The following is a 23864-nucleotide window of genomic DNA, read 5'->3' as shown; positions in this document are numbered from 1 at the left end:
CCAAGCCGCTGCAAGCGTTGGAACATGCCTTCGGTCAGCCGGGCTTTGCATCGATCATGGCGACCAGCGTGCGCAGGCGGTCGGCCTCGTAAGGTGGCTTGTCGGGGCGAAGGCGGGCGATGCGGGGGAAGCGCATGGCGACCCCCGATTTGTGCCGCGTCGAGCGGTTTATGCCCTCGAAGGCCACCTCGACGACGAAGCCGAAATCCCTGTCGGCGCGCACGGCGCGCACCGGGCCGAAACGCTCGGTGGTGTTGTTGCGCACGAACTTGTCGAGCAGCTCGAGTTCGGCATCGGTGAAACCGAAATAGGCCTTTCCCACCGGTACCAACTGTTCGCCGTCCTCGTCATCGGCCCAGACGCCGAAGGTGAAATCGGAATAATAGCTGGAGCGCTTGCCGTGGCCGCGCTGGGCATACATCAGCACCGCATCGACATTATAGGGGTTGCGCTTCCACTTGAACCAGGGGCCTTTCATCCGACCGGCCTGGTAAATGCTGTCGCGCCGCTTGATCATCACGCCCTCGATGACCGGATCGGGCGGGGCGGCACGCAGAGCGTCGAGCTCCTCCCATGAGGAGAAAGGCACGAGCGGCGAGAGGTCGAACCGGTCATGGGGGGCGCGGTCGATGATCTCGGAAAGACGCCCGCGGCGCTCGACGTAGGTGCGGCCGCGAATATCCTCCTCGCCGTCAAAAAGCATGTCATAGGCGCGGATGAAGGCGGGGTAGTCGTCGAGCATCTTCGCCGTCACCGTCTTGCGGTTCAGGCGCTGCTGCAGGTCGGAGAAGGTGCGGGTCGGGCTGTTGGAGCGGGCAGTGCCGCCGACCAGCAACTCACCGTCGACGACGCCGGAAAAATTGATCGCCTCGAGAATATCGGGAAAGGCGCCCGATATGTCGTCGCCGGAGCGCGAATAGATCTTGCGCCTGTCGCCGGAGCGCGACAGCTGGACGCGGATGCCGTCCCATTTCCATTCGGCGGCGTAGTCGGCCGGGTCGAGACCTGCCAGATCCCCCTCCTCCACCGCATTGGCGAGCATGACGGAATGGAAGATCGCCGGTGTCGTCAGCGCCGGTTTGTCGCCGTCGCCCGCCAGCCACTGGAACAGCGCCTCGTAAGGCGGCTGCAGGCCGTGCCAGAGGGTCTCGATCTCGGTGACATCCTTGCCGCCGAGATCGGCGAGCGCCTGCTTGGCAAGACGGGCGGAAACGCCGATGCGCAGCGCGCCGGTTGCAAGCTTGATAAAGGCGAAACGGCCTGAGGAATCCAGCCGGTCGAGCAGATCGCGGACATAGCCGCGCACTTCGGTACGGCCGAGCCCGTTCATGCGGGTGACGACCTCACCCAGGCGCGGCTGAGCCAGGGCCGAGCGGTCGATATCCCGCTCATTGTCCCAGACAAGCGAAATGGTTTCGGCGAGATCGCCGACATAATCGTAGGAATAATGGAACAGCACCTCGTCTATACGCTCCAGCGCCAGGTCGCGCAGCATGGCGGGCTTGACATTGCGCACGTCAAGCGTGCCGGCGATGGCGGCAAGGCCGTAACCGCGGTCCGGGTCGGGCGTGTCGCGGAAATAATCGGTCAGCAGCTTGAGTTTGCCGTTGCGGCTGGGGGTCAGGACCAGGCGGTCGAGGAGGTCGGCGAAGGCTTTCATGTGGGCCTCCGATCCAGGGAAGATGACCCCTCCTCAACCCCTCCCCACAAGGGGGAGGGACTAACTCGTGGCGCTGCCCTGCCCTCTTTCGACCTCAGCGTTCGCAGCAGAGATTTTGCGGTGGGACGGTGCGACGCGTTAAGCCCCTCCCCCTTGTGGGGAGGGGTTGGGGAGGGGTTTTGATCCAGCACATAGCTCATCTCAATCCGCCTCATCCTCATAGCCCACCAGATGCAACGGTTTCGCCTTGATGCCCTGCAGCTGGCACCAGCGCACCAGCGCCTCCTCGCGGCCATGGGTCACCCAGACCTCGGCCGGGCGCAGTTCGCGGATCGTTTCGGTTAGTTCCGGCCAGTCGCAATGGTCGGAGATGACGAGTGGCAGTTCGACGCCGAGCTGTTTGGCGCGCTGGCGCACCATCATCCAGCCGGAGGCGAAGGCCGGCAGCGGCTCGTTGAAGCGCCGGGCCCAGCGGTCGGCAAAGGCCGAGGACGGGCCGATGACGACGGCGCCCCGGAAGGTGGATTTGTCGCGGCTTTCGATCGTTGCGGGCAGCAACTCGCCGAGATCGATGCCTTGGCCGACATAATAGTCGCAGAGCTTTTCCATGGCGCCGTGGATATAGATCGGCTCGGCATAACCGGCATCGCGCAGCAGTCGGATGACGCGCTGAGCCTTGCCGAGCGCATAGGCGCCAACCAGATGAGTGCGTTCGGGAAATTGCCGGAGCGAGGCCAGCAGCTTGCCGGTCTCGTCGATCGGATCTGGATGATGGAAGACCGGCAGGCCGAAGGTCGCCTCGGTGATGAAGACATCGCAGGCGACCGGCACATAGGGTGCGCAGGTCGGGTCGGGGCGGCGCTTGTAATCGCCGGAGATAACGATGCGGGTGCCGTTCTTCTCGATGGCGATCTGGGCCGAGCCGAGCACATGGCCGGCGGGGTGAAAACTCACCTTGACGCCATTGATGAGCAGCTCCTCGCCGAAATCGGCAACCTGCTCGCTGGCGCAGAAGCCCTCGCCGTAACGCAGGCGCATGATGTCGAGCGTCTGGCGGGTGGCAAGCACGTTCACATGACCCGGTCTTGCGTGATCGGAATGTCCATGGGTGACGAGCGCCCGTTCGACAGGCCGCACCGGATCGACATAAAAGCCGCCTTCCGGGCAATAGAGCCCTTCCGGGGTAGGATAAAGCAGCGCATCAGCTCTCATAGACCGAGAGATAGCGGGAAATGGGCGCGAGGCCAGAGGAAGCGATCGTCATCACCTGATCCCGTCGAGGAACGATATGATTGCGGCGTTGAACTGCGCGGGCCGCTGCAGCGGCGCGAAATGGCTGACGCCGGGCAGGTAGATCATCTGAGCGTCCGGGATGCTGCCGGCAAGATATTCGGCATGTTCGGCTTTGATGAATTCGTCGTGTTGACCGAGCACGATCGCGACCGGAACGCCGATGCGGCCGAGGTCCTCCGCCCCATAATTCGGCTCGGTGCGCATCATCAGGCCGACCGCCTCGACGAACGAATTGAAATCGTCCGGGGTGGTGGACAATGCCGCATAATCCTTGGCGTGGCGAGCGAAACATCGGTCGATGATCGGGGTCGGAACGAATTCAAGCGTGCCGCTCGGATCCATGTTGCAGGCGAAGAAGAAGACGCCCTCGACACGCGACGGCGCCGTCATGGCGAGGATCAGCGCGATGCAGGCGCCGTCGCTCCAGCCGACGAACGCCGCCGTTTCCAGCCGCAGTTCGTCCATCACCGCCAGCACGTCGGCAGCCATCAGCTCATAGGTGTAGGGACGGTCATCGCGAGTGCTTCGGCCATGGCCGCGGCTGTCGATCAGTACGACGCGGCGGCCGCGGCCGAGCAGCGCCGGGACCTGGTAGCCCCAGTTGCCGCTATGGCCGAGACCGCCATGCAGCAGAATGACGGCAGGGCCCGTCCCGTAGCTCGCATACCAGATGCGGGCGCCGGCCCGCCCGACATGGCCTTCGACAGAAGCCGGCGGCAACGGCGCGGCCCCCTGCGCTTCGAAATGGATGAGTTCGTCGTCCTGTCGTTCCATCGCGATGCCAATCCTTTCCAGCGAATAACCCCGCGCATAGAAAAGCCGGAAAACAGTCCAAGAACAACCAGAATCGCTTTCTAGCTGTTGCCTCCTTCGATGCAATCAGGAGGAGCAGAGAGATGGGCAGGAAGCTTTTCTATTGCGCGGCGGCGATCGCGCTCGCAGCCGCCGGCATCTATCTCAACAATACCAGCCTCATTGCCGAGCATCGGCCGGGAAAGCCGGTGCTGCTCGCCCATCGCGGCATCGCCCAGCGCTTCGACGAGACCGATCTGAAGAACGACACATGCACGGCAAGCCGCATGCTGCCGCCGAAACACGACTATCTGGAAAACACTATTGCCTCGATGCGGGCGGGCTTTGCCGCCGGCGCCGATATCGTCGAGATCGACGTGCATCCGACGACGGATGGCGAATTCGCCGTCTTTCACGACTGGACGCTCGACTGCCGCACCGACGGACACGGCGTGACGCGGGAGCATTCGATGGCTGAGATGAGGAGGCTCGACATCGGCTACGGCTATACCGCCGATGGCGGCAAGACCTTTCCCTTTCGCGGCCGGGGCGTCGGCATGATGCCGACGCTGGCGCAAGTGCTTTCGACCTTTCCGGATCGGCGCTTCCTCATCAACATCAAGAGCCGCGATCCGTCCGAGGGGGAAAAGCTCGCCGCCGTGCTGAACGGGCTTCCGGCCGCACGGCGGGCCGGCGTCATCGTCTATGGCGGCGACGAGCCGATCGACGTGCTCGGCCGGCTGACACCCGATATCAAAACCGCCTCGCGCAAGAGCCTGAAGGGCTGCCTGTTCAGCTATATCGGCTATGGCTGGACCGGCCTCCTGCCTGAGGCCTGCAAACACCGAATGATGCTGGTGCCGATCAATATCGCACCCTGGCTCTGGGGCTGGCCGGACCGTTTTCTCAACCGGATGCAGGATGCCGGCACTGAGGTTTTCGTGCTCGGCCCCTATCGCGGCGCCGATTTTTCCACCGGCATCGACGATGCCGCGCAACTGGCGCGGCTGCCGCAGGATTATGCGGCAGGGCTATGGACCAATGAGATCGAGACGATCGGCAAGCTCATGAAATGAGGCGGAGTCTTCGCGCGCCTCAGAACTCCACCCAATCGCCGCCGGCGACTGCCGCATTGCCGTGGAAGGCCGCGCTCACCTTCGCGGCCATTGCCCGCGGTGCCGATGGGACGGGTCTGGAAGCAGCGGTAGCCGCGGCGGGGCGTGATTGGCGCAAGGCCGCGCTTCCGATGTTGAACTGCCCCAGCAGCTGGAAGAGTGCATCGGCCTCCTTGGCAAGGCTGTGGGCGGCAGCCGTCGATTCCTCCACCATGGCCGCATTCTGCTGCGTGCCTTGGTCCATGGTGTTAACCGCGGTGTTGATTTCCTTCAATCCCGTCGCCTGCTCCTTGGAGCTTTCGACGATCGCAAGGACATTGCCGTTGACCTGCTGAACCTGGGCGACGATTTCTTCCAGAGCCTTGCCGGTTTCGCCGACCAGCGTCACTCCGCTCTTCACGTGCTCGTTGGAGGCGCTGATGAGCTCCTTGATCTCCTTCGCCGCTTTGGCCGATCTCTGAGCAAGCTCGCGAACTTCCTGCGCGACCACTGCAAAACCCTTGCCGGCGTCGCCGGCGCGTGCCGCCTCGACGCCTGCATTCAGCGCCAACAGATTGGTCTGAAACGCGATTTCGTCGATCACGCCGATGATATTGCCGATCTCGGCCGACGATGTCTGGATCTTTCCCATGGCTTCGACGGCGCTGCGGACCACCGCCCCGGAACGCTCGGCATTCTCGCGCGTCCTTCTCACCAGTTGGCCGGCCTCCTGAGCGCGGTTGCTGGAATCGGAGACCGTTGTGGTGATCTCTTCCAGGGCGGCGGCGGTTTCCTCGACGGAGGCCGCCTGCTGTTCCGTGCGCTTCGACAAATCATCCGAGGCGGAGCGAACTTGCTGAGCTCCGGCCGCGATGCCGGTTGCGTTTTCGGCCACGGCCTGCATTGCTGCGCGCAGCTTGCCGACAGCGGCGTTGAAATCGGTTCGGAGTTTTTCCAGGGTCGGAATGAACGGGGTTGCGACTTCCCGGGTCAAATCGCCGCCAGAGAGGCCCATCAACGATGCCGCCAACTGATCGACATTATTGACGCGGGCAGTAACGTCGGTCGCGAACTTGACGACCTTGAACACCTTGCCGTTCATATCGAAGATCGGGTTGTAGGAGGCCTGGATATAGACCTTTCTGCCGCCCTTGCCGATGCGCAGAAACTCATCAGCCACGAATTCGCCACCTGACAGGCGCGTCCAGAACCGCCTGTAATCGTCACTGTTAACGTAAGCGCTGTCGCAAAACATCGAATGGTGGCGCCCCTGGATCTCGGCAAGCTGATAACCGAGCGCCGACAGGAAATTCTCGTTCGCCGTCAGAATCTCGCCCTTCGGTGTGAATTCGATAACCGCCTGGGCGCGCGACAGTGCGCCTATCTTGCCGGCATCCTCGGCGCTCTGCAGCTTCTGCTTGGTGATATCGGTCGCGAACTTCACCACCTTGTAGGGTTTCCCGCCGCTGAAGACAGGATTGTAGGAGGCTTCGATCCAGATTTCCTTGCCGCCCTTGCCGATGCGTTTGTACTGGCGCTGATCGAACTCGCCTCGATTGAGTTTCGCCCAGAACTCGCGATAATCGCCAGACGAGGCTTCTGCCGGCTCGACGAACATCCGGTGATGCTGGCCGACAATCTCAGACAATTCGTAACCAAGGGCAGCACAGAAATTGGCATTGGCCGTGAGAATCCTGCCGGTAAGGTCGAATTCGATAATGGCCTGCGACCTGCTCATCGCGGCCATTACGGCCTTGGCATCCGAACCGAAGCCGAATCCTATCTTCTTCATGCTGTTCCCCCTAGCTCAAATCGAGCGCATGACTGCCGCCACCCACCGCGGGCTTGCGCTGGACGGGCACCCCGAAAATAAAATCCGATAAATTCTTTAAGCTTCCTTTAACCGGGTCATTGCGGCATTTGCTTCCTCCCATTTGGGCCGAGCAAACAAATAACCGAATAGAATCAGCCACTTGAATGAGCCTCCCGCGTCGGGAGAATATCTTCCGGCGCAGACTTCCAGCCGTCAGCATAGCTTTTTTTACCGCAGCCTACCCGGGAGGCGCCACAATAGGTTTACTCTTTATTAAGCATCAATTGCCGGTTATGCTCGCGTGCCCGGCAGCCGGAGGGCTTTACTGTCTTTCCTCTGCAGGCAGATTTCACTGTCCTTCGAGCGTGTAGAATCAACTTCCGATACGAGCGGACAAGCTGGACACATCAGCCGCCAAGCGCCGGATGCTGCCGGGGATCGGAGAAGGACATGAAGCTCGAGGCCGAGTGCAATCGAATTGAGAAAATCGCCGCAGGCTTTAATACGCATTACGAAGTCTTCAAATATATGAAGGGCCTCACTCAGGATCTGGGGATGAGCGCTTTCCTGATCATGATGCTGCCCGCGGTCGAGCTCGTTGAAATCGGCGCAACAAAGATTATCACCAACTGGCCGGCGGAGATGGTCGATTATTATGACAGCCATAACCTGATGGTCGATAGTCCGGTCATTCGCCGGATGTTGAGATCGACAAGCCCGTTCAACTATGATGTCGAGGCGATCAATATCGATCGCGGAGAAGGCAAGAAGCTCACCGTCATCGATCTGTTCAAGCGGTACGGCATGGAAAAGGGGGCCTATTTTCCCGTCCATGATGCCGCGGGCGGACGCGGTGCGATGTCGATTTCGGGGGCTCGGAATTTCAGCATGCCGGAAATGGCGAAAATCCTGTTCATCGCCACGCACATCTATGATCGGCTCTCCCAGCTGACATTAAACGAGAAACACAAGCCGGTTGCCTTCTCTGAGAGCGAGCTGGATTGCCTGAGGCTGACGGCCGGCGGCAGGAAGAGCAGCGAAATTGCGAAGCTGCTCGATCTGTCGGAAAACGCGGTCAACAATCAGATCGGCAGCGTGGTCAGGAAGCTGGGATGCACGACGAGAACGCAGGCAGTGGTCAGCGCTCTGCGTCTCAATATCATTCGGGTTTGAGGGCCGGTCGACGAACTCGGCAGGCCAAAGAAACAAGTCAGAGGAGCTGCGCCTGCAGCAACAGAGTAGCCTCCTCCGGTAAAACGGGCTTCGAGAAACGGTAGCCCTGCGCTTGCTCGCAGTGGGCCTGCCGCAGGAAAGCCATCTGAGCGTCGGTCTCGACGCCTTCTGCAAGCACCGAGAGCTTCAGCGTCTGCGCCAGCGAAATGACCGCCGAGGCGATGGCGACGGCCGTCTTGTCGCCCGGCAGGGCCTCGACCAGCGAACGGTCCATCTTCAGCCTGTCGAAGGGGAAGGTCTTCAGTGCCGCAAGGCTGGAATAGCCGGAGCCGAAATCGTCGATCGACAGGCGCACGCCGAGCGCCCTCAGCTGCTCCATCATGGCGAGCGCACGCTCGGCATCCTGCATCACCACGCTTTCGGTGACCTCCAGCTCCAGCCAGCGGGACTGGAGGCGGTTGCGCTCCAGCGCCTCGGCGACGTGGCTGGCAAAATCCGGATCGGCGAACTGCTTGGCCGAAACATTGACGGCGATTGTCAGCGGCGTCAGGCCCATATCCTGCCAGCTGCGGGCCTGGCGGCAGGCCTCGTTCAGGACCCAGAGGCCGAGCGGAACGATGAGGCCGGTCTCTTCGGCGAGCGGAATGAAATTGACGGGCGGCACCCTGCCCTTGGCCGGATGGTTCCAGCGGACCAAGGCCTCGACGCCGGTGATGCGGCCGGTGGCGACATCGACCTGCGGCTGATATTCCAGGAACAGCTGATCGCCGGTGATCGCCTGGTGGAGCTCGTCCTGCTCGCCGCGCGGCATGCCGACCCCGCTGCTGTCGCCATCATGATGCTGCAGCGTGTTGCGGCCGAATTGCTTGGCGCGGTACATGGCGCGGTCGGCATTGGCAAGCAGCTCTTCCGAGGTGACGCCGTCGACGGGAAAGGCGGCGACGCCGATGCTCGAGGTGATGGTGATGTCACCACTCTCGTCGCGCATCGGCCGAGTGATCGCCTTCTGCAGATCGCGAAGGCGGCGGGTGATGCCGGCATCGTGGCTCGACTGGTGGACCAGCACGACCAGGAATTCATCGCCGCCGAGCCGCACTACCATATCCGAGGGACGGATGCTGTTGGCCATGCGGGTGGCGATCTCTTTCAGCACCTCGTCGCCGGCGGCATGGCCGCGGCCGTCGTTGATGTCCTTGAAATTGTCGAGATCGATATAGGCGACGGTGACCTTGCGGTTGTTGCGCCGGGCCTGGTCAAGGATGCCGGCCAGCCTTTCCTTCAGAAAGGCGCGGTTCGGCAGGCCGGTGAGATCATCATGATGAGCCATGAAATGCATGCGATCGTCGACGAGCTTTCGTTCGATGGCGATGCCGGCGATGTGGGTGGCGAGCGCCACCAGCCTCATTTCATGCTCCGTCGGACGACGCACCTCCCTGGAATAGAGGGCGAAGGTGCCGAGCACATTATTCTCAGAGGTAGCGATCGGCGTTGACCAGCAGGAGCGGAAGCCGAAGGGGGCGACCAGGCCCCGGAAATCCTCCCAGAGCGGGTCGCTCATCACGTCCTCGACGATGACAGGCTGGCCGCGCCAGGCGGCGGTGCCGCAGGAGCCGACCTTGGGGCCGATCGTGACGCCGTCGATCAGGCGGCTGTAGCCGCCGGGCAAGTTCGGCGCCGCGCCGTGATAGAGCCTGGTGCCCTCGCTGTCGAGCAGCAGCACCGATCCGTCGATGCCGGTCAGCTGCGCCTCGATCATCAGCACCAGCGCCTCGAGGATCATCGGCAGCGGCTCGTTGCGGGCGATCATCTCGAGCAGTTTCGCCTGGCCGCGATGGAGATCCTCCTGCAGCTTGCGCTCGGTGATATCGCGGGAAACGCCGATCAGGCCGACGACCTCGCCGCGATCGTTGCGTAGCGGTATCTTCGAGGTCAGCCGGCAGACCGGCCTGGGGCTGCCTGGAAGAACGACAGTTTCCTCCATGTCGATCCGGGCCTGACCACTCGCCATGATCTGCTGCTCAATATCGAAATGCCGGCGCGCCACCTCGAAATCGAAGAGGTCGAAATCGCGCTTGCCGGTAATCTCTTCGGCGCGCGTAAAGCCAAGGTGGCTGGCGGTGACGGCATTGGCGAAAACGAAGCGGCTGTCACGATCCTTGACATAGAGGAAGTCCGGAAGTTCGTGGATGATTGCTTTCAGGCGCAGGTTCTCAACGCCTTCCGAGAGGTGATGAGCGGTCGACGCCATCATCGCCTCAGTCGCAGCAACGAAACGCCGCGTTTCGGCCGTCAGGGAATCGACCGATTCCCGTTGCCTGGCACTCGCTTCTTGCATGACGCCATTCTCCTCCAGCGGCTGAAGGCCCATTCCGCAACACCCAATGTATTTTCACGTCAAAGTAGTCCGCATTCCCTTCGGGTTGCTTAAATGAAAGGGTGAACGACACACCAATATAAGCGGCGAGATCCTGCCATCGGCCCCTGTCCCAGCAAGAATTTTCGATTGATTTGTAGGGCCTGTGCCAAAAGAAGACAGGCGGGCTGGCACGTTTTCTGCTACGGGCGCGTCATGACAGGAGAGCCCGGACTGCCCTTTCGCCGCGACATGCTTCTCTTTCTCGCCGCCTCGGCGCTGGCGGGCGGGACGTCGCGTGCGCTTGCCTCGCCCCTGACGGCTGCCAGCCAGCCCAATCTGCGCGGTGCAATCGACGCGGTGGAATATCGCGCCGTTCCCCAAGGCGGCGACCGTAAGACCCGCAACCTGGAGCAGATGATAAAACAGGCGGCGGCCGAGAACGTGCCGGTCTTCCTGCCGCCCGGCACCTATAAGGTCTCCAACCTCACCCTGCCCGACAATACGCGCATATCAGGGGTGCCCGGCGCCTCGCGGATCGTCTATACCGGCGACGGCCATCTGTTTGCGGCCGAAAACATCGGGCGCATCGAGCTTTCCAATCTCGTCATCGACGGCGGCAACCGCTGGCTCGGCGATTATGCCGGCGGGCTTCTGCAATTTACCGGTATCGACGAGGTGCTGATCGACAATTGCGAGATCGGCGGCAGCCGCAAGCACGGCCTGCAGCTGGAGCGCTGCGGCGGGCGGATCGAACGCAGCCGCATTTCGGGCGCGGCCCAATCCGGCCTCTACGCCGTCGATTCCACCAATCTTTCGATCGTTGCAAATACCGTCTCGGATTGCGGCAATGGCGGCATCCTCGTGCATCGCTGGAAGAAGGCCGAGGACGGCACGGTCGTTTCCGGCAACCGGATTTTCAACATCCGCGCCAACGACGGCGGCACCGGCCAGAACGGCAACGGCATCAATGTCTTTCGCGCCGACGGGGTGATGGTGGTGAACAACCAGATTTCCGACTGCGCCTTTACGGCGATCCGCGCTAACTCGGCCTCGGACATCCAGATCAGCAGCAATCAGTGCCGGCGCTCAGGCGAGACGGCGATCTATGTCGAATTCGCCTTCGAGGGTGCCGTGGTCTCCGCCAATATGATCGACGGGGCGGCGAACGGCATTTCGATCGCCAATTTCGACGAGGGCGGGCGGCTCGCGAGCGTCACCGGCAATGTCGTGCGCAACCTGACGCTGAAAGGCCCCTACAAGCACGAGGTCGGCTTCGGCATCGGCATTGCGGCGGAAGCCGATACGCTGGTGTCCGGCAATGTGATCGAGGGCGCGCCACGCTGGGGCCTGCAGATCGGATGGGGGGCTTATCTCAGAAATGTCGTCGTCAGCGGCAATGTGGTGCGCAAGGCTCCTGTGGGATGCGCGGTCTCGGTCGCCGAGGGGGCCGGCACGGCCATCATCACCGACAACATCTTCCAGGAGGTTGGCGAAGGGGCGGTCCTCGGCTTTGAGTGGGACAGACAAGTCTCGGCCGAAATGGCGGGCGGCAACGCGCCCTATGCGCAGCTGACCGTCGAGCGAAACCGCGTGTCCTGACACGCGGCTCCGTCTTTGCTCAGTGCGTCTGATAGGTGCCGGTGACGGTCGCTTCCGCCAATGCGTGTTTCTTTGCCTCCGCCCACATCGCGCTGATACCGGCGGCATCCGGCGTAGAAAGCTTCGGCACGTCGAGGGCCGCGAGGCGGAAGATGTAGTGATGCGGGCGATCGCCTGCCGGCGGCTGCGGGCCATCGTAACGGGCATTGCCGAAATCGTTCTTGTAGAAGCGCGGCGCCTGCTCCGGCGCCGTATCGACGCTTTCGGCAAGTGCGCACCACTCAGCCGGGATATTGGCGATGCCGCAATGGCGGAACGTGCCATGCGGAGCATCCGGATCCTCAACCATCAGAGCAAAGCTCCTGGTCTCCTCGGGCGCGCCGCTCCAGGTCAGGGGCGGAAAGAGATTCTCGCCGGCGCGCGCATATTTCTTCGGGATCGGCTGATCCTGGGCAAAAGCCTTGCTGATCAATGTCAAAGTCATGACATTCTCCTTTCTAAGCGGGCTCCTTTCCAAGGGGGCTCCTTTCTAATCGGGGCTCCTTTCTGATCGGGAGCTCCTTGATGTTCGGGGCTCCTTCATCGTCATGGACGACCACCCCCCTTTTTATGCTCGCTCTCCTGATTGCGGCCGCGCATTATGGCCCTGTCGTCATTGTGGGGGTCCGGGTCGGCCTTCAGATCATTGCCTTTGCGATAGGCTTCCTTCGCCTGCTCATTGCGTTGCAGATCTGCCTTGGCGTCGAAATCCTTGCCGGCACTTGCGGTTTTCTCGCGTTTCTCGATGACACGAAGCTGTTGTTCATGCGTCTTCTTGCCCGTCATGAGTTCCTCCTTTGCCTGGCCCGCGTTGCGCACGCGGCTCATCGCTTTTCGGCGCTTGGACGGCGCCAATCTCAGGGTCCAACCCGCCGGCTCTCTCATTGTTCCCAATTGTGCTCGATCCGGTCGGGAAGGCCCCGGCCGCATCAAAAGCTTTCATCGTCCCATCAGCGGCGAGGACTTTTCCGAGGGTGATCCGGCGTTTACGGTTTCTGCGACACAGCGAGGGATATCGTCATGCTGACAATCTATGGGGTTTATCGATCGCGCGCTTCGCGCGTCTACTGGATGGCGGAGGAACTCGGGCTCGAATTCCGCTCGATCCCCGTGCTGCAGGCCAGGCGGCTCGCCGACCCGCTCGCCGAAGAGGCGCCGCTCAACACGCATTCGCCCGATTTTACCGCCCTCAACCCGATGGCGCAGATCCCCAGCATTCGCGACGGCGACCTCGTCATGCACGAGTCGCTGGCGATCAATCTCTACCTCGCGCGCAAGCATGGCGGGCCGCTTTCCGGCCAAACCGTCGAGGAAGACGGATTGCTGACAATGTGGACGATCTGGGCGGCCTCGCAGGTCGAGCCGCATTCGGTGCGGATCGTCCTGACCTACGATAACGAGCTTGAGAACAGCGACGATGGCAAGCAGACGATCGCCGCCGCGTGCTACGGGCTGCGCCGGCCATTTGCGGCGCTCGAAGGTCATCTTTCCGGCCGGCAGTGGATCGTCGGCGATCGCTTCACCGTCGCCGATCTCAACATCGCCGAGGTGCTGCGCTATGCCCAGAGCGAGACGGATCTTTTCGACGCGCATCCGAACATCAAGGCCTGGATCGAACGCTGCCAGTCCCGCCCGGCTTACAAAGCGATGCAGGCGGCCCGCAGCAAGGAGCCGGTCGAGGTTTAACACCTACTCGAAAAGCGCCACCGTTCCGGCCATCTCCTCGCGGATCCAGGCCTTGAAATTCTTGACCTTCTTCGGTTCGCGCGCGCCTTCGGCGGTGATGAAATAATGGCCGAAGCCGGTCTTTGCGCGAATGCCGAAGGGCGCCGCCAGCCGGCCTTCCGCCAGCGCAAAGTGCGCAAGCGTCTGCCAGGCGAGCATCACGCCCTGGCCGGCGATCGCCGCATCGAGGCAGAGCGAGGCGTCGTTGAAGACGTGGCGGGTCGACAGCGTCGCGCCCGAAAGGCCGGCCGCGCGCATCCAGACTTCCCAGCTGAACATGGCGCGGCCGTCGATAACCGCTGGCAATCGCAGGATATCCGCGGGTTCATATAGTTTCGCCGCCATCTCAGGCGAACAGACGGGAAAGACCTCCTGTTCCAGCAGCAGTTCAGCCTTCACGTCGGGCCATCGGCCATTCCCGACGCGGATGCCGATATCGACGTCGCCGAGCGCTGGATTGACGAGATTGGTTGTTGCATCAAGCCGCAGCTTGATATCGGGGTAACGCTCGGCGAAGCGATCGAGCCGGCAGACGAGCCAGCGGGCGGCGAAGACCGGCGCCACCGAGATGGTCAGGATCGTATCGTCCTTGCGGCTTGCGATCGAAACCGCCGCCGAAAGGCGGGCGAAGCCCTCGTCGAGCGCTGCGAGCACCGGCCGGCCGGCTTCGGTGGCGATCATACCCCGGGCGGTGCGCTCGAAGATCACCTGGCCGAGTTGGGCTTCGGCCTTGATCACCTGCTGGCTGACGGCGCCGACCGAGACGCCGAGCTCGTCGGCGGCCGCCTGCAATGAGCCGAGACGACCGACGGCCTCCAGCGCCCTGAGGCCGTTGAGATGGACGCTATTCAGGTTCTTCATATAGTTTTTCTATAATGTCGCCGTGGTAATCTCAATTGAAAAAGCACCGGCGCAGGCAGACATTGCAAGCATACAGGATCCCACTCGACCGGCTATGGCACGATGAGCGGGAGAGCTTGTTCGGCACCAGCCGCCGTTTGACCACCTTTCCGCGCCGCTGGAGAATGCGAGGCTTGCCATGTCATGGCTGAAGTTTTTCTTGAGGTCTGCCGCGGGGACGCAGATCGACCCGGACTGGAAGGATGACCCGCTGCGGCATCCCGAGGTCCAGCGCATGTCGCTACGCGAAATCGCCGATCTGCCGCTGGGAGCGGAGACCGGTTTTCATGCCGAGGCCAGGCCGCCGCTGGCGAAATGCGCGTGAGCACCGCTCCCGCGCTTTTGCTGGTTTTGCGTTATGCCGGCGCCCGTTAAACGGCAGATGCCTGCCAGCAAATCACCGAACGCAGCGCCTCGAGAGCCTCATCCTTGTACGTTGCCGTTGGTGTATGATTGGGTCGTGCGGCGGGGATGCATGCCGTTCATGATCTCGTCGGATTGGCCGGATCCTCGCTGACGCCGACGCGGTGGCGATAGACCATTTCCCAGCCTTTCCAGCCGTTGAACAGAAGAAGGGCGGTGGCGATCAACGACAGCACCAATCCGGTCGGCACGATGAAGTCGCCACCTTCGGCCAATCGGCGCCAGAGGTTGACGGCCTCGATCAGGACGAGGACGACATTGCCGATCATATGGAACCAGGCGGCGCGCAGGTCGCGAATGCGGCTGTCGCCGAGAAAGTCGGTCAATCCGGCAACTGCCGCCAGCGCCGCCATGACAAGGCCGGCGCCGAGCATCCAGTTGGTCGCTACTGCCCAGGCCGGATCGCCCGATCTGGCGTAGACGATGTCGACAACAAGCGTGCCGACGAAGGCGGCGACCGGGAACGGGATCAACATCGGATGGATCGGATGACCGGCAATGCTCAAGGTGCTTTTCGGGTTCATCCTATTGTCCTCCGACCTTTTTCAATGCGTCTTGCCTGTGGGCAGCGATATGATCGCTCTTGTCGCTTTTGATCTCGTACTGGGGCGATGTCTCCGTCGCCCGGCGCCGATGGCCTTTGTAATCGAAATCCCGGGTGTGGATCGCGATGATACGGCCGGAGACCTGCCCGGCCTCTGAATTCCAGGTGACGTGATCTCCCCGAGCAAATTTGGCCATGTCGCACAACTCGTCAGATGCAGCAGAGTATGCGTCAAACATCCAGACGGCCTGGTTTGTTCCCGTCACGGCCGACAAGCTGAAACCCGCAGCTGTGGAGAAGAGGCCTGCGGCTTGCCGCGCGAACGAAGATTGTGGAAGCCCAGATAGTGATCGGCATCCGAGGTGTTCCATCGACCGGCAAGAGCGATGATCGCGATGTCCGCAGCGATGATGAGCAAGGCATAGATTTTGCCCATGCCTTCAATGTAGCGCAGGCGGAAATCGGTCAGAGGTGGTGGCGACATAAGGCCGAGATGACGGCCGAAACGCAACTTCAGCTTGAACGAATCCTACTTCGCGCTAGCCTGCGTTCGCAAGCCCCATCGGCGCCCGAGTCGGCTCGCTTCACATCCGAGGGAATAGATATGCCGGCTTTGATCGAAGCACGGGGCGTCAGCAAGCGCTTCCGGCAGCACAAGAGATTTCCGGGTTTGCTCGGCGCCTTCAAGACGCTGGTGACGAGCGAATATACCGAGGTTCAGGCGGTTTCCGATATCGGCTTCGATATTGCCGCCGGCGAAGCCGTCGGCTATCTCGGCCCGAACGGCGCCGGCAAATCGACGATGATCAAGATGATGACCGGCATTCTGGTGCCGAGCGCCGGCACGCTTTCGGTGCTCGGCCGCACGCCGCATCTCTCCCGCATGGACAATGCGCGCGAGATCGGCGTCGTCTTCGGCCAGCGCAGCCAGCTGTGGTGGGATCTGCCGCTGATCGACAGTTTCACCCTGCACCAGCGCATCTATGATATCCCGGCTTCTCGCTATGCGGACAACCTGCGTCACTTCAGCGAGCTGCTCGATCTTTCACCCTTCCTCGACCGGGCGGTGCGCCAGCTCAGCCTCGGCCAGCGCATGCGCGCCGAGATCGTCATGTCGCTGCTGCACGATCCGAAGATCCTCTTTCTCGACGAACCGACGATCGGGCTCGACGTGGTCGCCAAGGATGCCGTGCGGCGCTTCCTCGCCGAGATCAATCGCGAACGCGGCGTCACCATCATCCTCACCACCCATGACCTGCAGGACATCGAGACCATCTGCCCGCGGCTGATCATGGTCGATCACGCCAGGCTGATCTTCGACGGCGAATTGCGCAGCCTGCGAGCCGCCCTCGGCTCGGCCCGGCGGCTGACGCTGGAATTTGCCAGCGACCCCGGCCCTTTGCGGCTCAGCACCGCGTCGCTCGTCAACGACGAGGGCTTGCGCAAGGAATATCTGATCGAGCGCGAGGACGTGTCGCTGGTCAAAATCCTTTCGGAGGTCGGCAGCGACCGCGACCTCAAGGACGTGGCGCTGCACGAGCCCGACATCGAAGAGGTCATCCGCACCTTCTACCAGCGTCGCAATGCCAGAGCCCGGGCCTCATGAGCGCCTATCTCGCCTTCACACGCAAGGCCCGGGCGCCCACGCTATGAGCGCATATCTTGCCTTTACACGCAGCGCCTTCCACGCGCAGCTCGCCTATCGCAACGAGGTCTGGGCCAATATTTTCGGCAAGCTGGTGCAGGTCGTCGCCCGCGTCGCCATCTGGCTCGCCGTCTATGGCGGCGCCGGCGCGACCGTGGTCGACGGCGTCTCGCTGCAGCAGATGGTGACCTATGCGCTGCTCGGCGGGGCTGTGATGGGCGCCACCCGTCCGGAAAGGGTCATCGGGGAGATCGGCCGGTCGCTCAAAACAGGCGATATCGCCGTCTGGCTGCTGAAGCCGCTTTCCTATCCGCTCTATCTCTTCGCCAATGAATGCGGCAGCTTTTCCTATCGCCTGGCGACGCAGGTCATCCCGACCGTCGCCTTTACCGCCTTGATCTACGGCATGCTGGCGCCGGCAAGCCTGTTCCATGGCCTGATGTTCGCCGTCTTCTGGGCGCTGTCTTTCGTGCTGATCTTCCTGATGTCGGCGCTGTTCGGGCTGATCGCCTTCTGGCTGATGACGAGCTTCTCGCTCGACTGGATCCTCGGCGCCCTGCTGCATCTGTTCTCCGGCCTGCTGGTGCCCTTCTGGTTCTTCCCCGAGCCCTTAGCGACGATCGCCCGCCACCTGCCCTTCGCCTGGGTCGTCTATTATCCCAATGCCGTCTATCTCGGCAGGCTTTCGGTGCCCGACACCTGGCTACACCTCGGCCTCGGCCTCGGCTGGGCCGGACTGTTCCTTTTGGGCGTGCTCTGGCTGTGGCGCCTGGCGTCGCGCCGCATCACCGTGCAGGGAGGCTGATCGTGTTCATCCATCACCTCCGCGTCATTCCGCTCCTGGTGCGCATGCATGTGCGCTCACAAATGGAATATCGCGGCGCCTTCTGGCTCGACCGGCTTGCGCAGATCCTCTCCTATGGTAGCGTCTTTGCCACGATCGGCATCCTGCTTGCCCGCTTTCAGACGCTCGGCGGCTGGACCTGGCCGGAGCTGGCGCTGCTCTTCAGCTTCCAGCTGCTCGCCTATTCGCTGGGGGCAGCGATGAGCTTCGTGCAATTGCGCGACCTCGAGGAGCTGGTGCGGCTCGGCACCTACGATACGCTCCTGGTGAAGCCGTTCAGCCCCTGGGCCTATCTCGTCTTCTCCGGCCTCAATATCGGCTATGCCGGCCACATCATCCTGGCGGTGCCGCTGCTCTGCTGGGCCGTCCTGTCGGTCGACTTCGCCTGGTCTGCCGCGTCCGTGGCGTTCCTGCTTGCCGCAATCGTCAGCGCGACGCTGTTGACCGGCGCGATGATCGCCATGATCGGTGCGACCGCACTGATGTGGGTGCGGTCGAACCACCTGTTTTCGATCTTCTTCGGCTTCTGGGAGCTGACGCGTTATCCGCTCAACATCTTTCCCGGCAGCATCCAGCTGACGCTGATCACCGCTGTTCCCCTGGCCCTGACCAGCTCGGTCCCGGTCGGCGCCCTGCTCGGCAAAACCATCCCTATCCTCGGCGATTGGGCCGCGCCCGTAACGCTCGCCGCCGGCCCGGTCTGGGTGCTCATTGCCATGGCCCACTGGCGCTACGCCACCCGCAAGTACCAGGGTGCGGGCGGCTGATGGGGCTGACCCCGCCTCAGCCCCGGTCGAAGGCCAGCGCCCGCTGAACGGCGGGGCGCTGCAGCATGCGGGCGTGGTGGTCGCTGACTTTTGCAAAACGGGCTGGGTCGACGCCGTCAGCGGGCAGCCAGTCGGTCATGACGAAGAGATAGGGATCGGCGAGCGAATAGGTCTCGCCCATCACCCACCGGCCTTTGAACATCGTCTCTTCGATCAGCGTGAAGCAATCGGCCATATTCTGCGGTACCTTGGCCTTCATCGCCTCGAGTGCCGCCGGCTCGTCGGCCCAGCGGGAGCCGCGCCGGCGATGGGCATGGTTCACATGTACGGTCGAGCAGAGATAGCTGTTAAAGGATTGCAGCCGCGCCATTTCGAAGGCATCGCCGAGCGGCGCGAGCTTTGCGGTCGGGGCGCTTTCAGCGATGAAGCCGAGGATCGCCGGCGTTTCCGTCAGCACGCCGCGATCCGTGACGAGCGCCGGCACCCGGCCCTTCGGATTGATCTTCAGATAGTCCGGCGAACGCTGCTCGCCATTGGCGAAGCTGAGCTTCTTCGTTTCGAAGGCAAGGCCGGATTCTTCCAGGGCAATGAGGCTTGCAAGCGCGCAGGTTCCGGACGCGTAATATAATGTCAGCATGGTTGTCGTCTCCCGTTCGGCACGAGATATAGCGCAGGGATGGCTGCGCCGGAACGGGGGAGATGGGTTTGCTTGCGTCGGAGTCGCCCCTCATCCGGCTGCCGCCACCTTCTCCCCGTTCTGACGGGGAGAAGGGAATATGCCGCGACCTCTCGGTCCCCTCGGGCCTCTCGCAGGGCACGTCCCCTCTCCCCGTCAAAACGGGGGTCCGCAGGACGGGTCGAGACCAGCGGCTCGACCCCGGCAAGGGCTAGGGTGAGGGGCAAATCACCGGCACAAGCTCGCCGCTCAGCCGCAACCCGGCACATCCTCCAGCCGATGCCAGACCGGGATGCCGCGTTCTCTTGCGATGCGCACGTCGTTGTCGGCGCCCTTGGACTCGCCGGCCAAGCGCAGCACGCCGTCGCAGAGCTGCAGCAACCGGCCGGCGACCGGGTGGAAGATCTGCTCGTAGAGCGCATCGCCGACCGATCTGCCGCCGGCGGCGTGCCAGATCGGCAGGGCCACCCATTCGCCGATCATCGGCACATGGCCGGCTTCAAACAGCTTATGGGAGGGTTCCTCCAGCCGCTTCAGGTTGGCGGCCATTTTTTCCGGGTCGTCGCCCGTTCCGGACCGATAAGGCCCGGCAATCAAAATCAACATGATCCACTCCATCACTCTCCCGGCCTCATGCACGGGATTTCCCGAAAATGCACGATATTTCTTGAATGTCGAGTCATTTCGTGCAATATCATGCCATCTCGTGAATTTTCGTGCGGAAAGACAATGCTAACGACGCAACGCAAGACTCTGATCCTCGACATTCTGCGCCGTGACGGCCAGGTGATCGCCAAGCGCGTCGCCGAAGATTTTTCGCTTTCGGAAGACACGATTCGGCGCGACCTCAGGGAAATGGCAGCGGAAGGGCTCTTGAAACGGGTGCATGGCGGGGCGATGCCGCTTTCGCCCGACTTGCCCGATTTCACCGCGCGGCGTAGCGTCTCGTCCGAGGTCAAGGCGCGGCTCGGAGCCACGGCGGCGGCGATGATCAAGCCGGGGCAGATGATCTTCCTCGACGGCGGCACGACGACAGCGGAGATCGCCAGGCATTTGCCGCGTGACATGGCGCTGACGGTCGCGACCCACAGTCCGACGATCGCCGCCGAGCTCGAGCACCATCCGGCCGAGGTGATCCTGGCCGGCGGACGGCTCTACAAACATTCGATGGTGGCGACGGGCGCTGCGGCGATGGCGGCGATTTCGCAGCTGCGCCCCGATCTCTTCTTCCTCGGCGTCACCGCCGCCCATCCCGTGCATGGCCTTTCTACCGGCGATTTCGAGGAAGCGGCGATCAAACGCCATATCGCCCGCTGCGCGGCCGAAACGCATGTGCTGCTGACGGAGGAGAAGTTCGACCTCGTCTCGCCCTGCCCGGTGCTCGGCGTTGCCGAGGTGGCCGGGTTGATCGTGCCGGCCGAGATGCCGGCCGAGCGGCTGAAGCCCTATCGCGATCTCAATGGCACAATCACTGCAGCCTAATCATCGTGCGAAAACGCACACAGTTTTTGGCATCATGCCGAGAAGATGGAGGTCGCTCTGATATCGCCGACATGGATGCCGTTCCAGTTGCGCATCGGCATTGCGGCAAAGGCCATCAGAGCGGCATGCACCGTCTCTTCCGTCTCGAAGAAGCGGGCGAGTGTGGCCGCCACCATGGCCTCGGCGGCGCGGGTGGCGCCATCCTCGCATTTCAGCGCGATGGCGATGCCCTTTTCCGGGATCGCGGCACAGAAGACACCCTCGGCGCCGGTCTTGACGAAGATGCGGCCGGGAGCGATCTGCATCAGTTTGGTGCAGGCGCGGCCGGAGCCGGCGACATAGAAGGGCTCGGCCATGCAGGCTTCGATCAGGCGGCGGGATGCTTTGGCGCGCAGGGGCTCCAGGCCGATGCCGGTCGCCATTTTAGCAAAGCCGTGGGCCAGGCTGCGCAAAGGCACGGCATAGGTCGGGATTGAGCAGCCGTCGGTGCCGCAGCTCTCGGCGCCGAGCACGGCGCCGGTCAGACTTTCCATCACTGCTCGGATCTCGACCTGCAGCGGATGCTCGTAGCCGATATAACCCTTCGGGTCGATATCGCGGTGGCAGCAGGCGCAGATGAAACCGGCGTGCTTCCCCGAGCAATTGTTGTGCAGCGCCGTCGGTGCGTCGAGCGTGCGGGCCTGATGGATCAGGACTTTCTGGTTCATCGACCAGTGGGCGCCGCATTCCAGCGCTTCGGCATTCCGGCCGGCATGCGACAGCATCGAGGCGGCAAGCGCCACATGTTCTTCCTCGCCATTATGCGAGGCGCAGGCGAGCGCCAGTTCTTTGTCGCCGAAGCCATAGGCATCGGCCGCGCCGCTCTCGACGAGCGGCACTGCCTGCATCGCCTTGCAGGCCGAGCGCGGGAAGACCGCGGCGTCGATGTCGCCGAGCGAAAAGACAAGTCTGCCGTCGCCATCGACGACCGCCACCGCGCCGCGATGACGGCTTTCCACAAGCAGGCCACGGGTGACTTCAACGGCGACGGGATTGGTCATGGGCTCTCATCCTGGTGCTGGCGGGATGCGGCAGGCATAACGCGTCAGGGCGCGAAAGCCAACGGGGTTAGGGCTGCTGACGGTGCCGCGACGCGGCGGCGGATGTTCGGCGAAGACGTCACGTCGCATTCCGTCATCGTCGGCCTTGAGCCGGCGATCCATGTCCGTTGCTAACGGGGGCCAGCATGGATGCTCGGCTGAAGGCCGAGCATGACGGAGGGTGAGACGGCTTGTGGAGCAGAACCGCAATGCCGGGCGGAGGAGGATAATTGCGCATGCCAATTCGGCCTTGACCTCCGTCATCCCAGATCTTGAGCCTGGCTCCAACCGTATTGATGTCCGCGCCCGGTGTGAACCCAAGCCTTGAGATCGGACGCGTAGCGACGCTATCCTGCAACCGAGTCACATTCGAAGGTATCATCTTGCAATCAAGTCTATCTATTTCAGCGTCCATATTGTGGGTATTTTTCACGCTCGCCTCTCTCGGTCTGGCGTGCTGGTTGGCGCGCCGGCCCAAAAGGACAAGCGTTGGAATCATCCTCGGAGCGCTTCTGGGGTTGGCTTTGATGTCGATCGCGTCAATTCTGACCGGTTTCCTCGGAAACGTTCTTCCCATGGGGCAAATCGATTTCTGGCTCTCCAGTTTGACAGCGCAGATCTGACGCAGACAATCATCACCGGAATTGACTGAACAGATCGAAAACTATCGTTTTTCTGATGCATCGGACGCGGCTAAAGATGGTGCGTCAGGAATCGCCCCAATGCCATCCACTCTTTCCTTGATTCTGCGCGACAACAGGATCCGCATTCCCGCCGTGACGCTCGTCGCGCTTGCTTTTACCTACGCCTCGACCGTGCCGTACCAGTCGATCATCGGGATCAACGAGCTGGACTTAAGCAACGGCGCCTATTCGGCGCTGGTGTTCTTCTCGGCGATCGTCAACGTCACGACCAGCCTGACGCTCGGCATCTGGTCGGACAGGCTGAAGGAGCGCCGGCCGTTGGTGCTGGCGCTTTCGGTCGCCGGCATGCTCGGCTTCGGATCGATCGCAATCATCCACAGCCCGGCAATCTTCATCTTTTCGACGCTGCTGCTGGTGCCGATGAGCGGCTCGACCTATTCGCTGCTCTTCGCCAGCCTGCGCGCCAGGACCAACCAGATGGAGCGTGGCGAGGGCGCGGCGGTGACGGCAACGGTGCGGGCGCTGTTTTCCGGCTCCTGGGCGCTGGCGCCGGGGCTGATCGGCCTTTATCTCGTCAATTCGTCATCGATGACGCCGGCCTACGGGATCGCGGCACTCGCCAGCTGCACCTGCTTCTGCCTGTATTTCTTCTTCGCCCCCGGCAACGGCAGCACCGGCCCTGCTCCCGATCCGGTGGGTTTCCTCGCTTCGCTGAAACGGATCTTCATGCCGAACGTGCTGATCCGCGTCGTCATCATGTCGCTGCTTTTCGCGCTGCAGCGGCTGAACGGCATGCTTCTGCCGCTGATCATCACCCGTGCGGCGGGCGGAAACGTCGCCGACGTCGGTTTCATCGCCGGGCTGACGGCGTTTCTCGAAATGCCGTTCATGATGATGTGGGGCATGGCGCAGCGGCGCTTCCGCACCGCGCATGTGCTCGCCTTCGGCGCGCTGATCTATTGCGCCTATCTGCTGCTGCTCGGATTTGCTTCCGCGCCCGGGCACATCTATGCGCTGCTGCTTGTCAACGCCTGCGGCGCGGCGGCAATTCTCAGCGTGCCGATCACCTATCTGCAGGATCTGATCGCCGACCGGCCGGGGCTCGGAACCTCGCTGCTCTCGCTCAACACCTTCATCGGCACCGGCATCGCCGCCGGGCTCTTCGCCTTCGGCACATCGCTCACCGATTATTCCGGCACCGCCTTCGTCGGCGCCGGCGCGGGTTTGGGGGCGATTGGGGCGTTGCTCCATCTGGAAAGCAGCAGGCGGCAGGCGCGGCAGCCGGCCTGATTGCAGGCGGCGCAGGAAGATCAACG

The 23864-nt window shown here is 62.6% G+C and carries 24 protein-coding genes; 10 read left to right on the top strand and 14 right to left on the bottom strand.

Translation table 11 applies throughout. The features are described 5' to 3' along the window. Positions 1 to 34: 34 nt before the first annotated feature. From Tal182_RS06460 to Tal182_RS06450, 3 genes are all read right to left on the bottom strand, one after another. Entirely contained in the window at positions 35 to 1660 is a 1626-nt protein-coding gene (locus Tal182_RS06460; RefSeq protein ID WP_085858732.1) for a cisplatin damage response ATP-dependent DNA ligase, read from the bottom strand. Positions 1661 to 1861: 201 nt separating this feature from the next. Continuing rightward, complete coding sequence (locus Tal182_RS06455) at positions 1862 to 2872, bottom strand: ligase-associated DNA damage response exonuclease (RefSeq protein ID WP_085858730.1); 1011 nt, start codon at positions 2870 to 2872, stop codon at positions 1862 to 1864. A gap of 51 nt (positions 2873 to 2923) precedes the next feature. Beyond that, entirely contained in the window at positions 2924 to 3727 is an 804-nt protein-coding gene (locus Tal182_RS06450) for an alpha/beta hydrolase (protein ID WP_085858728.1), read from the bottom strand. A gap of 122 nt (positions 3728 to 3849) precedes the next feature. On the opposite strand from Tal182_RS06450, the gene Tal182_RS06445 reads away from it, so the two are divergent. Continuing rightward, positions 3850 to 4821, top strand: coding sequence for a glycerophosphodiester phosphodiesterase family protein (locus Tal182_RS06445; protein ID WP_085858726.1), 972 nt, complete (start codon positions 3850 to 3852; stop codon positions 4819 to 4821). 19 nt (positions 4822 to 4840) lie between these two features. Here the strand turns inward: Tal182_RS06445 and Tal182_RS06440 are convergent, their stop codons facing one another. Continuing rightward, the gene (locus tag Tal182_RS06440; protein ID WP_085858724.1) at positions 4841 to 6631 is read right to left on the bottom strand and encodes a PAS domain-containing methyl-accepting chemotaxis protein; all 1791 of its coding nucleotides are present in this window, start codon (positions 6629 to 6631) and stop codon (positions 4841 to 4843) included. Between the two features lie 471 nt (positions 6632 to 7102). Between Tal182_RS06440 and Tal182_RS06435 the strand changes: the two genes are divergently transcribed. Then, positions 7103 to 7825, top strand: coding sequence for a LuxR family transcriptional regulator (locus Tal182_RS06435; RefSeq protein ID WP_085858722.1), 723 nt, complete (start codon positions 7103 to 7105; stop codon positions 7823 to 7825). A gap of 37 nt (positions 7826 to 7862) precedes the next feature. On the opposite strand, the gene Tal182_RS06430 is transcribed toward Tal182_RS06435, so the two are convergent. Beyond that, positions 7863 to 10160, bottom strand: coding sequence for an EAL domain-containing protein (locus tag Tal182_RS06430; protein ID WP_085860866.1), 2298 nt, complete (start codon positions 10158 to 10160; stop codon positions 7863 to 7865). Positions 10161 to 10412: 252 nt separating this feature from the next. On the opposite strand from Tal182_RS06430, the gene Tal182_RS06425 reads away from it, so the two are divergent. Further along, positions 10413 to 11780, top strand: a complete 1368-nt coding sequence (locus tag Tal182_RS06425) for a TIGR03808 family TAT-translocated repetitive protein (protein ID WP_094299103.1) — start codon at positions 10413 to 10415, stop codon at positions 11778 to 11780. Positions 11781 to 11799: 19 nt separating this feature from the next. On the opposite strand, the gene Tal182_RS06420 is transcribed toward Tal182_RS06425, so the two are convergent. Together Tal182_RS06420 and Tal182_RS06415 are read right to left on the bottom strand one after the other, a co-directional pair. Then, positions 11800 to 12264: a YbhB/YbcL family Raf kinase inhibitor-like protein gene (locus Tal182_RS06420; protein ID WP_085858719.1), complete on the bottom strand. Its 465-nt coding sequence runs from the start codon at positions 12262 to 12264 to the stop codon at positions 11800 to 11802. A gap of 101 nt (positions 12265 to 12365) precedes the next feature. Continuing rightward, complete coding sequence (locus tag Tal182_RS06415) at positions 12366 to 12605, bottom strand: hypothetical protein (RefSeq protein WP_085860865.1); 240 nt, start codon at positions 12603 to 12605, stop codon at positions 12366 to 12368. Positions 12606 to 12839: 234 nt separating this feature from the next. Between Tal182_RS06415 and Tal182_RS06410 the strand changes: the two genes are divergently transcribed. Continuing rightward, positions 12840 to 13505, top strand: coding sequence for a glutathione S-transferase family protein (locus Tal182_RS06410; RefSeq protein WP_064809879.1), 666 nt, complete (start codon positions 12840 to 12842; stop codon positions 13503 to 13505). A 3-nt stretch (positions 13506 to 13508) separates the two neighbouring features. Here the strand turns inward: Tal182_RS06410 and Tal182_RS06405 are convergent, their stop codons facing one another. Continuing rightward, positions 13509 to 14405, bottom strand: coding sequence for a LysR substrate-binding domain-containing protein (locus tag Tal182_RS06405; RefSeq protein ID WP_085858717.1), 897 nt, complete (start codon positions 14403 to 14405; stop codon positions 13509 to 13511). Between the two features lie 178 nt (positions 14406 to 14583). Here Tal182_RS06405 and Tal182_RS06400 point away from each other — a divergent pair, with 178 nt between their 5' ends. Beyond that, positions 14584 to 14769: a hypothetical protein gene (locus tag Tal182_RS06400; RefSeq protein ID WP_085858715.1), complete on the top strand. Its 186-nt coding sequence runs from the start codon at positions 14584 to 14586 to the stop codon at positions 14767 to 14769. A gap of 157 nt (positions 14770 to 14926) precedes the next feature. Here Tal182_RS06400 and Tal182_RS06395 read toward each other — a convergent pair whose 3' ends face one another. From Tal182_RS06395 to Tal182_RS06385, 3 genes are all read right to left on the bottom strand, one after another. Further along, the gene (locus Tal182_RS06395) at positions 14927 to 15391 is read right to left on the bottom strand and encodes a DUF2231 domain-containing protein (protein ID WP_085858713.1); all 465 of its coding nucleotides are present in this window, start codon (positions 15389 to 15391) and stop codon (positions 14927 to 14929) included. Between the two features lies 1 nt (position 15392). After that, positions 15393 to 15608, bottom strand: a complete 216-nt coding sequence (locus Tal182_RS06390; protein ID WP_085860864.1) for a DUF2945 domain-containing protein — start codon at positions 15606 to 15608, stop codon at positions 15393 to 15395. Between the two features lie 65 nt (positions 15609 to 15673). Then, positions 15674 to 15922 (bottom strand): hypothetical protein, encoded by a 249-nt coding sequence (locus tag Tal182_RS06385; RefSeq protein WP_125461461.1) that lies wholly within the window; start codon positions 15920 to 15922, stop codon positions 15674 to 15676. A 93-nt stretch (positions 15923 to 16015) separates the two neighbouring features. Between Tal182_RS06385 and Tal182_RS06380 the strand changes: the two genes are divergently transcribed. Genes Tal182_RS06380 through Tal182_RS06370 form a run of 3 tightly spaced genes read left to right on the top strand, consistent with a single transcriptional unit; the run spans position 16016 to position 18667 of the window. Then, a complete protein-coding gene (locus tag Tal182_RS06380) occupies positions 16016 to 17017 on the top strand; it encodes an ATP-binding cassette domain-containing protein (RefSeq protein WP_085858709.1) in 1002 nt (333 codons plus the stop codon). Positions 17018 to 17060: 43 nt separating this feature from the next. Beyond that, positions 17061 to 17861 carry an ABC-2 family transporter protein gene (locus tag Tal182_RS06375; RefSeq protein ID WP_085858707.1) on the top strand — a complete coding sequence of 267 codons (801 nt, stop codon included), beginning with the start codon at positions 17061 to 17063 and terminating at the stop codon, positions 17859 to 17861. Positions 17862 to 17863: 2 nt separating this feature from the next. Then, positions 17864 to 18667 (top strand): ABC-2 family transporter protein, encoded by an 804-nt coding sequence (locus tag Tal182_RS06370; RefSeq protein ID WP_085858705.1) that lies wholly within the window; start codon positions 17864 to 17866, stop codon positions 18665 to 18667. Between the two features lie 16 nt (positions 18668 to 18683). Here Tal182_RS06370 and Tal182_RS06365 read toward each other — a convergent pair whose 3' ends face one another. Next, positions 18684 to 19304 (bottom strand): glutathione S-transferase family protein, encoded by a 621-nt coding sequence (locus Tal182_RS06365; RefSeq protein WP_085858703.1) that lies wholly within the window; start codon positions 19302 to 19304, stop codon positions 18684 to 18686. Between the two features lie 288 nt (positions 19305 to 19592). Further along, positions 19593 to 19949: a DUF4406 domain-containing protein gene (locus tag Tal182_RS06360; protein WP_085860863.1), complete on the bottom strand. Its 357-nt coding sequence runs from the start codon at positions 19947 to 19949 to the stop codon at positions 19593 to 19595. Positions 19950 to 20072: 123 nt separating this feature from the next. Between Tal182_RS06360 and Tal182_RS06355 the strand changes: the two genes are divergently transcribed. Beyond that, positions 20073 to 20825, top strand: a complete 753-nt coding sequence (locus Tal182_RS06355; protein WP_085858701.1) for a DeoR/GlpR family DNA-binding transcription regulator — start codon at positions 20073 to 20075, stop codon at positions 20823 to 20825. A gap of 32 nt (positions 20826 to 20857) precedes the next feature. Here Tal182_RS06355 and Tal182_RS06350 read toward each other — a convergent pair whose 3' ends face one another. Continuing rightward, positions 20858 to 21865, bottom strand: a complete 1008-nt coding sequence (locus Tal182_RS06350; RefSeq protein ID WP_085858699.1) for an asparaginase — start codon at positions 21863 to 21865, stop codon at positions 20858 to 20860. 761 nt (positions 21866 to 22626) lie between these two features. Between Tal182_RS06350 and Tal182_RS06340 the strand changes: the two genes are divergently transcribed. Then, positions 22627 to 23838 (top strand): MFS transporter, encoded by a 1212-nt coding sequence (locus tag Tal182_RS06340; RefSeq protein ID WP_085858697.1) that lies wholly within the window; start codon positions 22627 to 22629, stop codon positions 23836 to 23838. Positions 23839 to 23864: the final 26 nt, after the last annotated feature.

It is taken from the genome of Rhizobium sp. TAL182, assembly GCF_002117725.1.
Taxonomy (GTDB): domain Bacteria; phylum Pseudomonadota; class Alphaproteobacteria; order Rhizobiales; family Rhizobiaceae; genus Rhizobium; species Rhizobium esperanzae.
The sequence above is the reverse complement of the archived record's forward strand: the minus strand, read 5'-3'. Positions and strand labels throughout refer to the sequence as shown.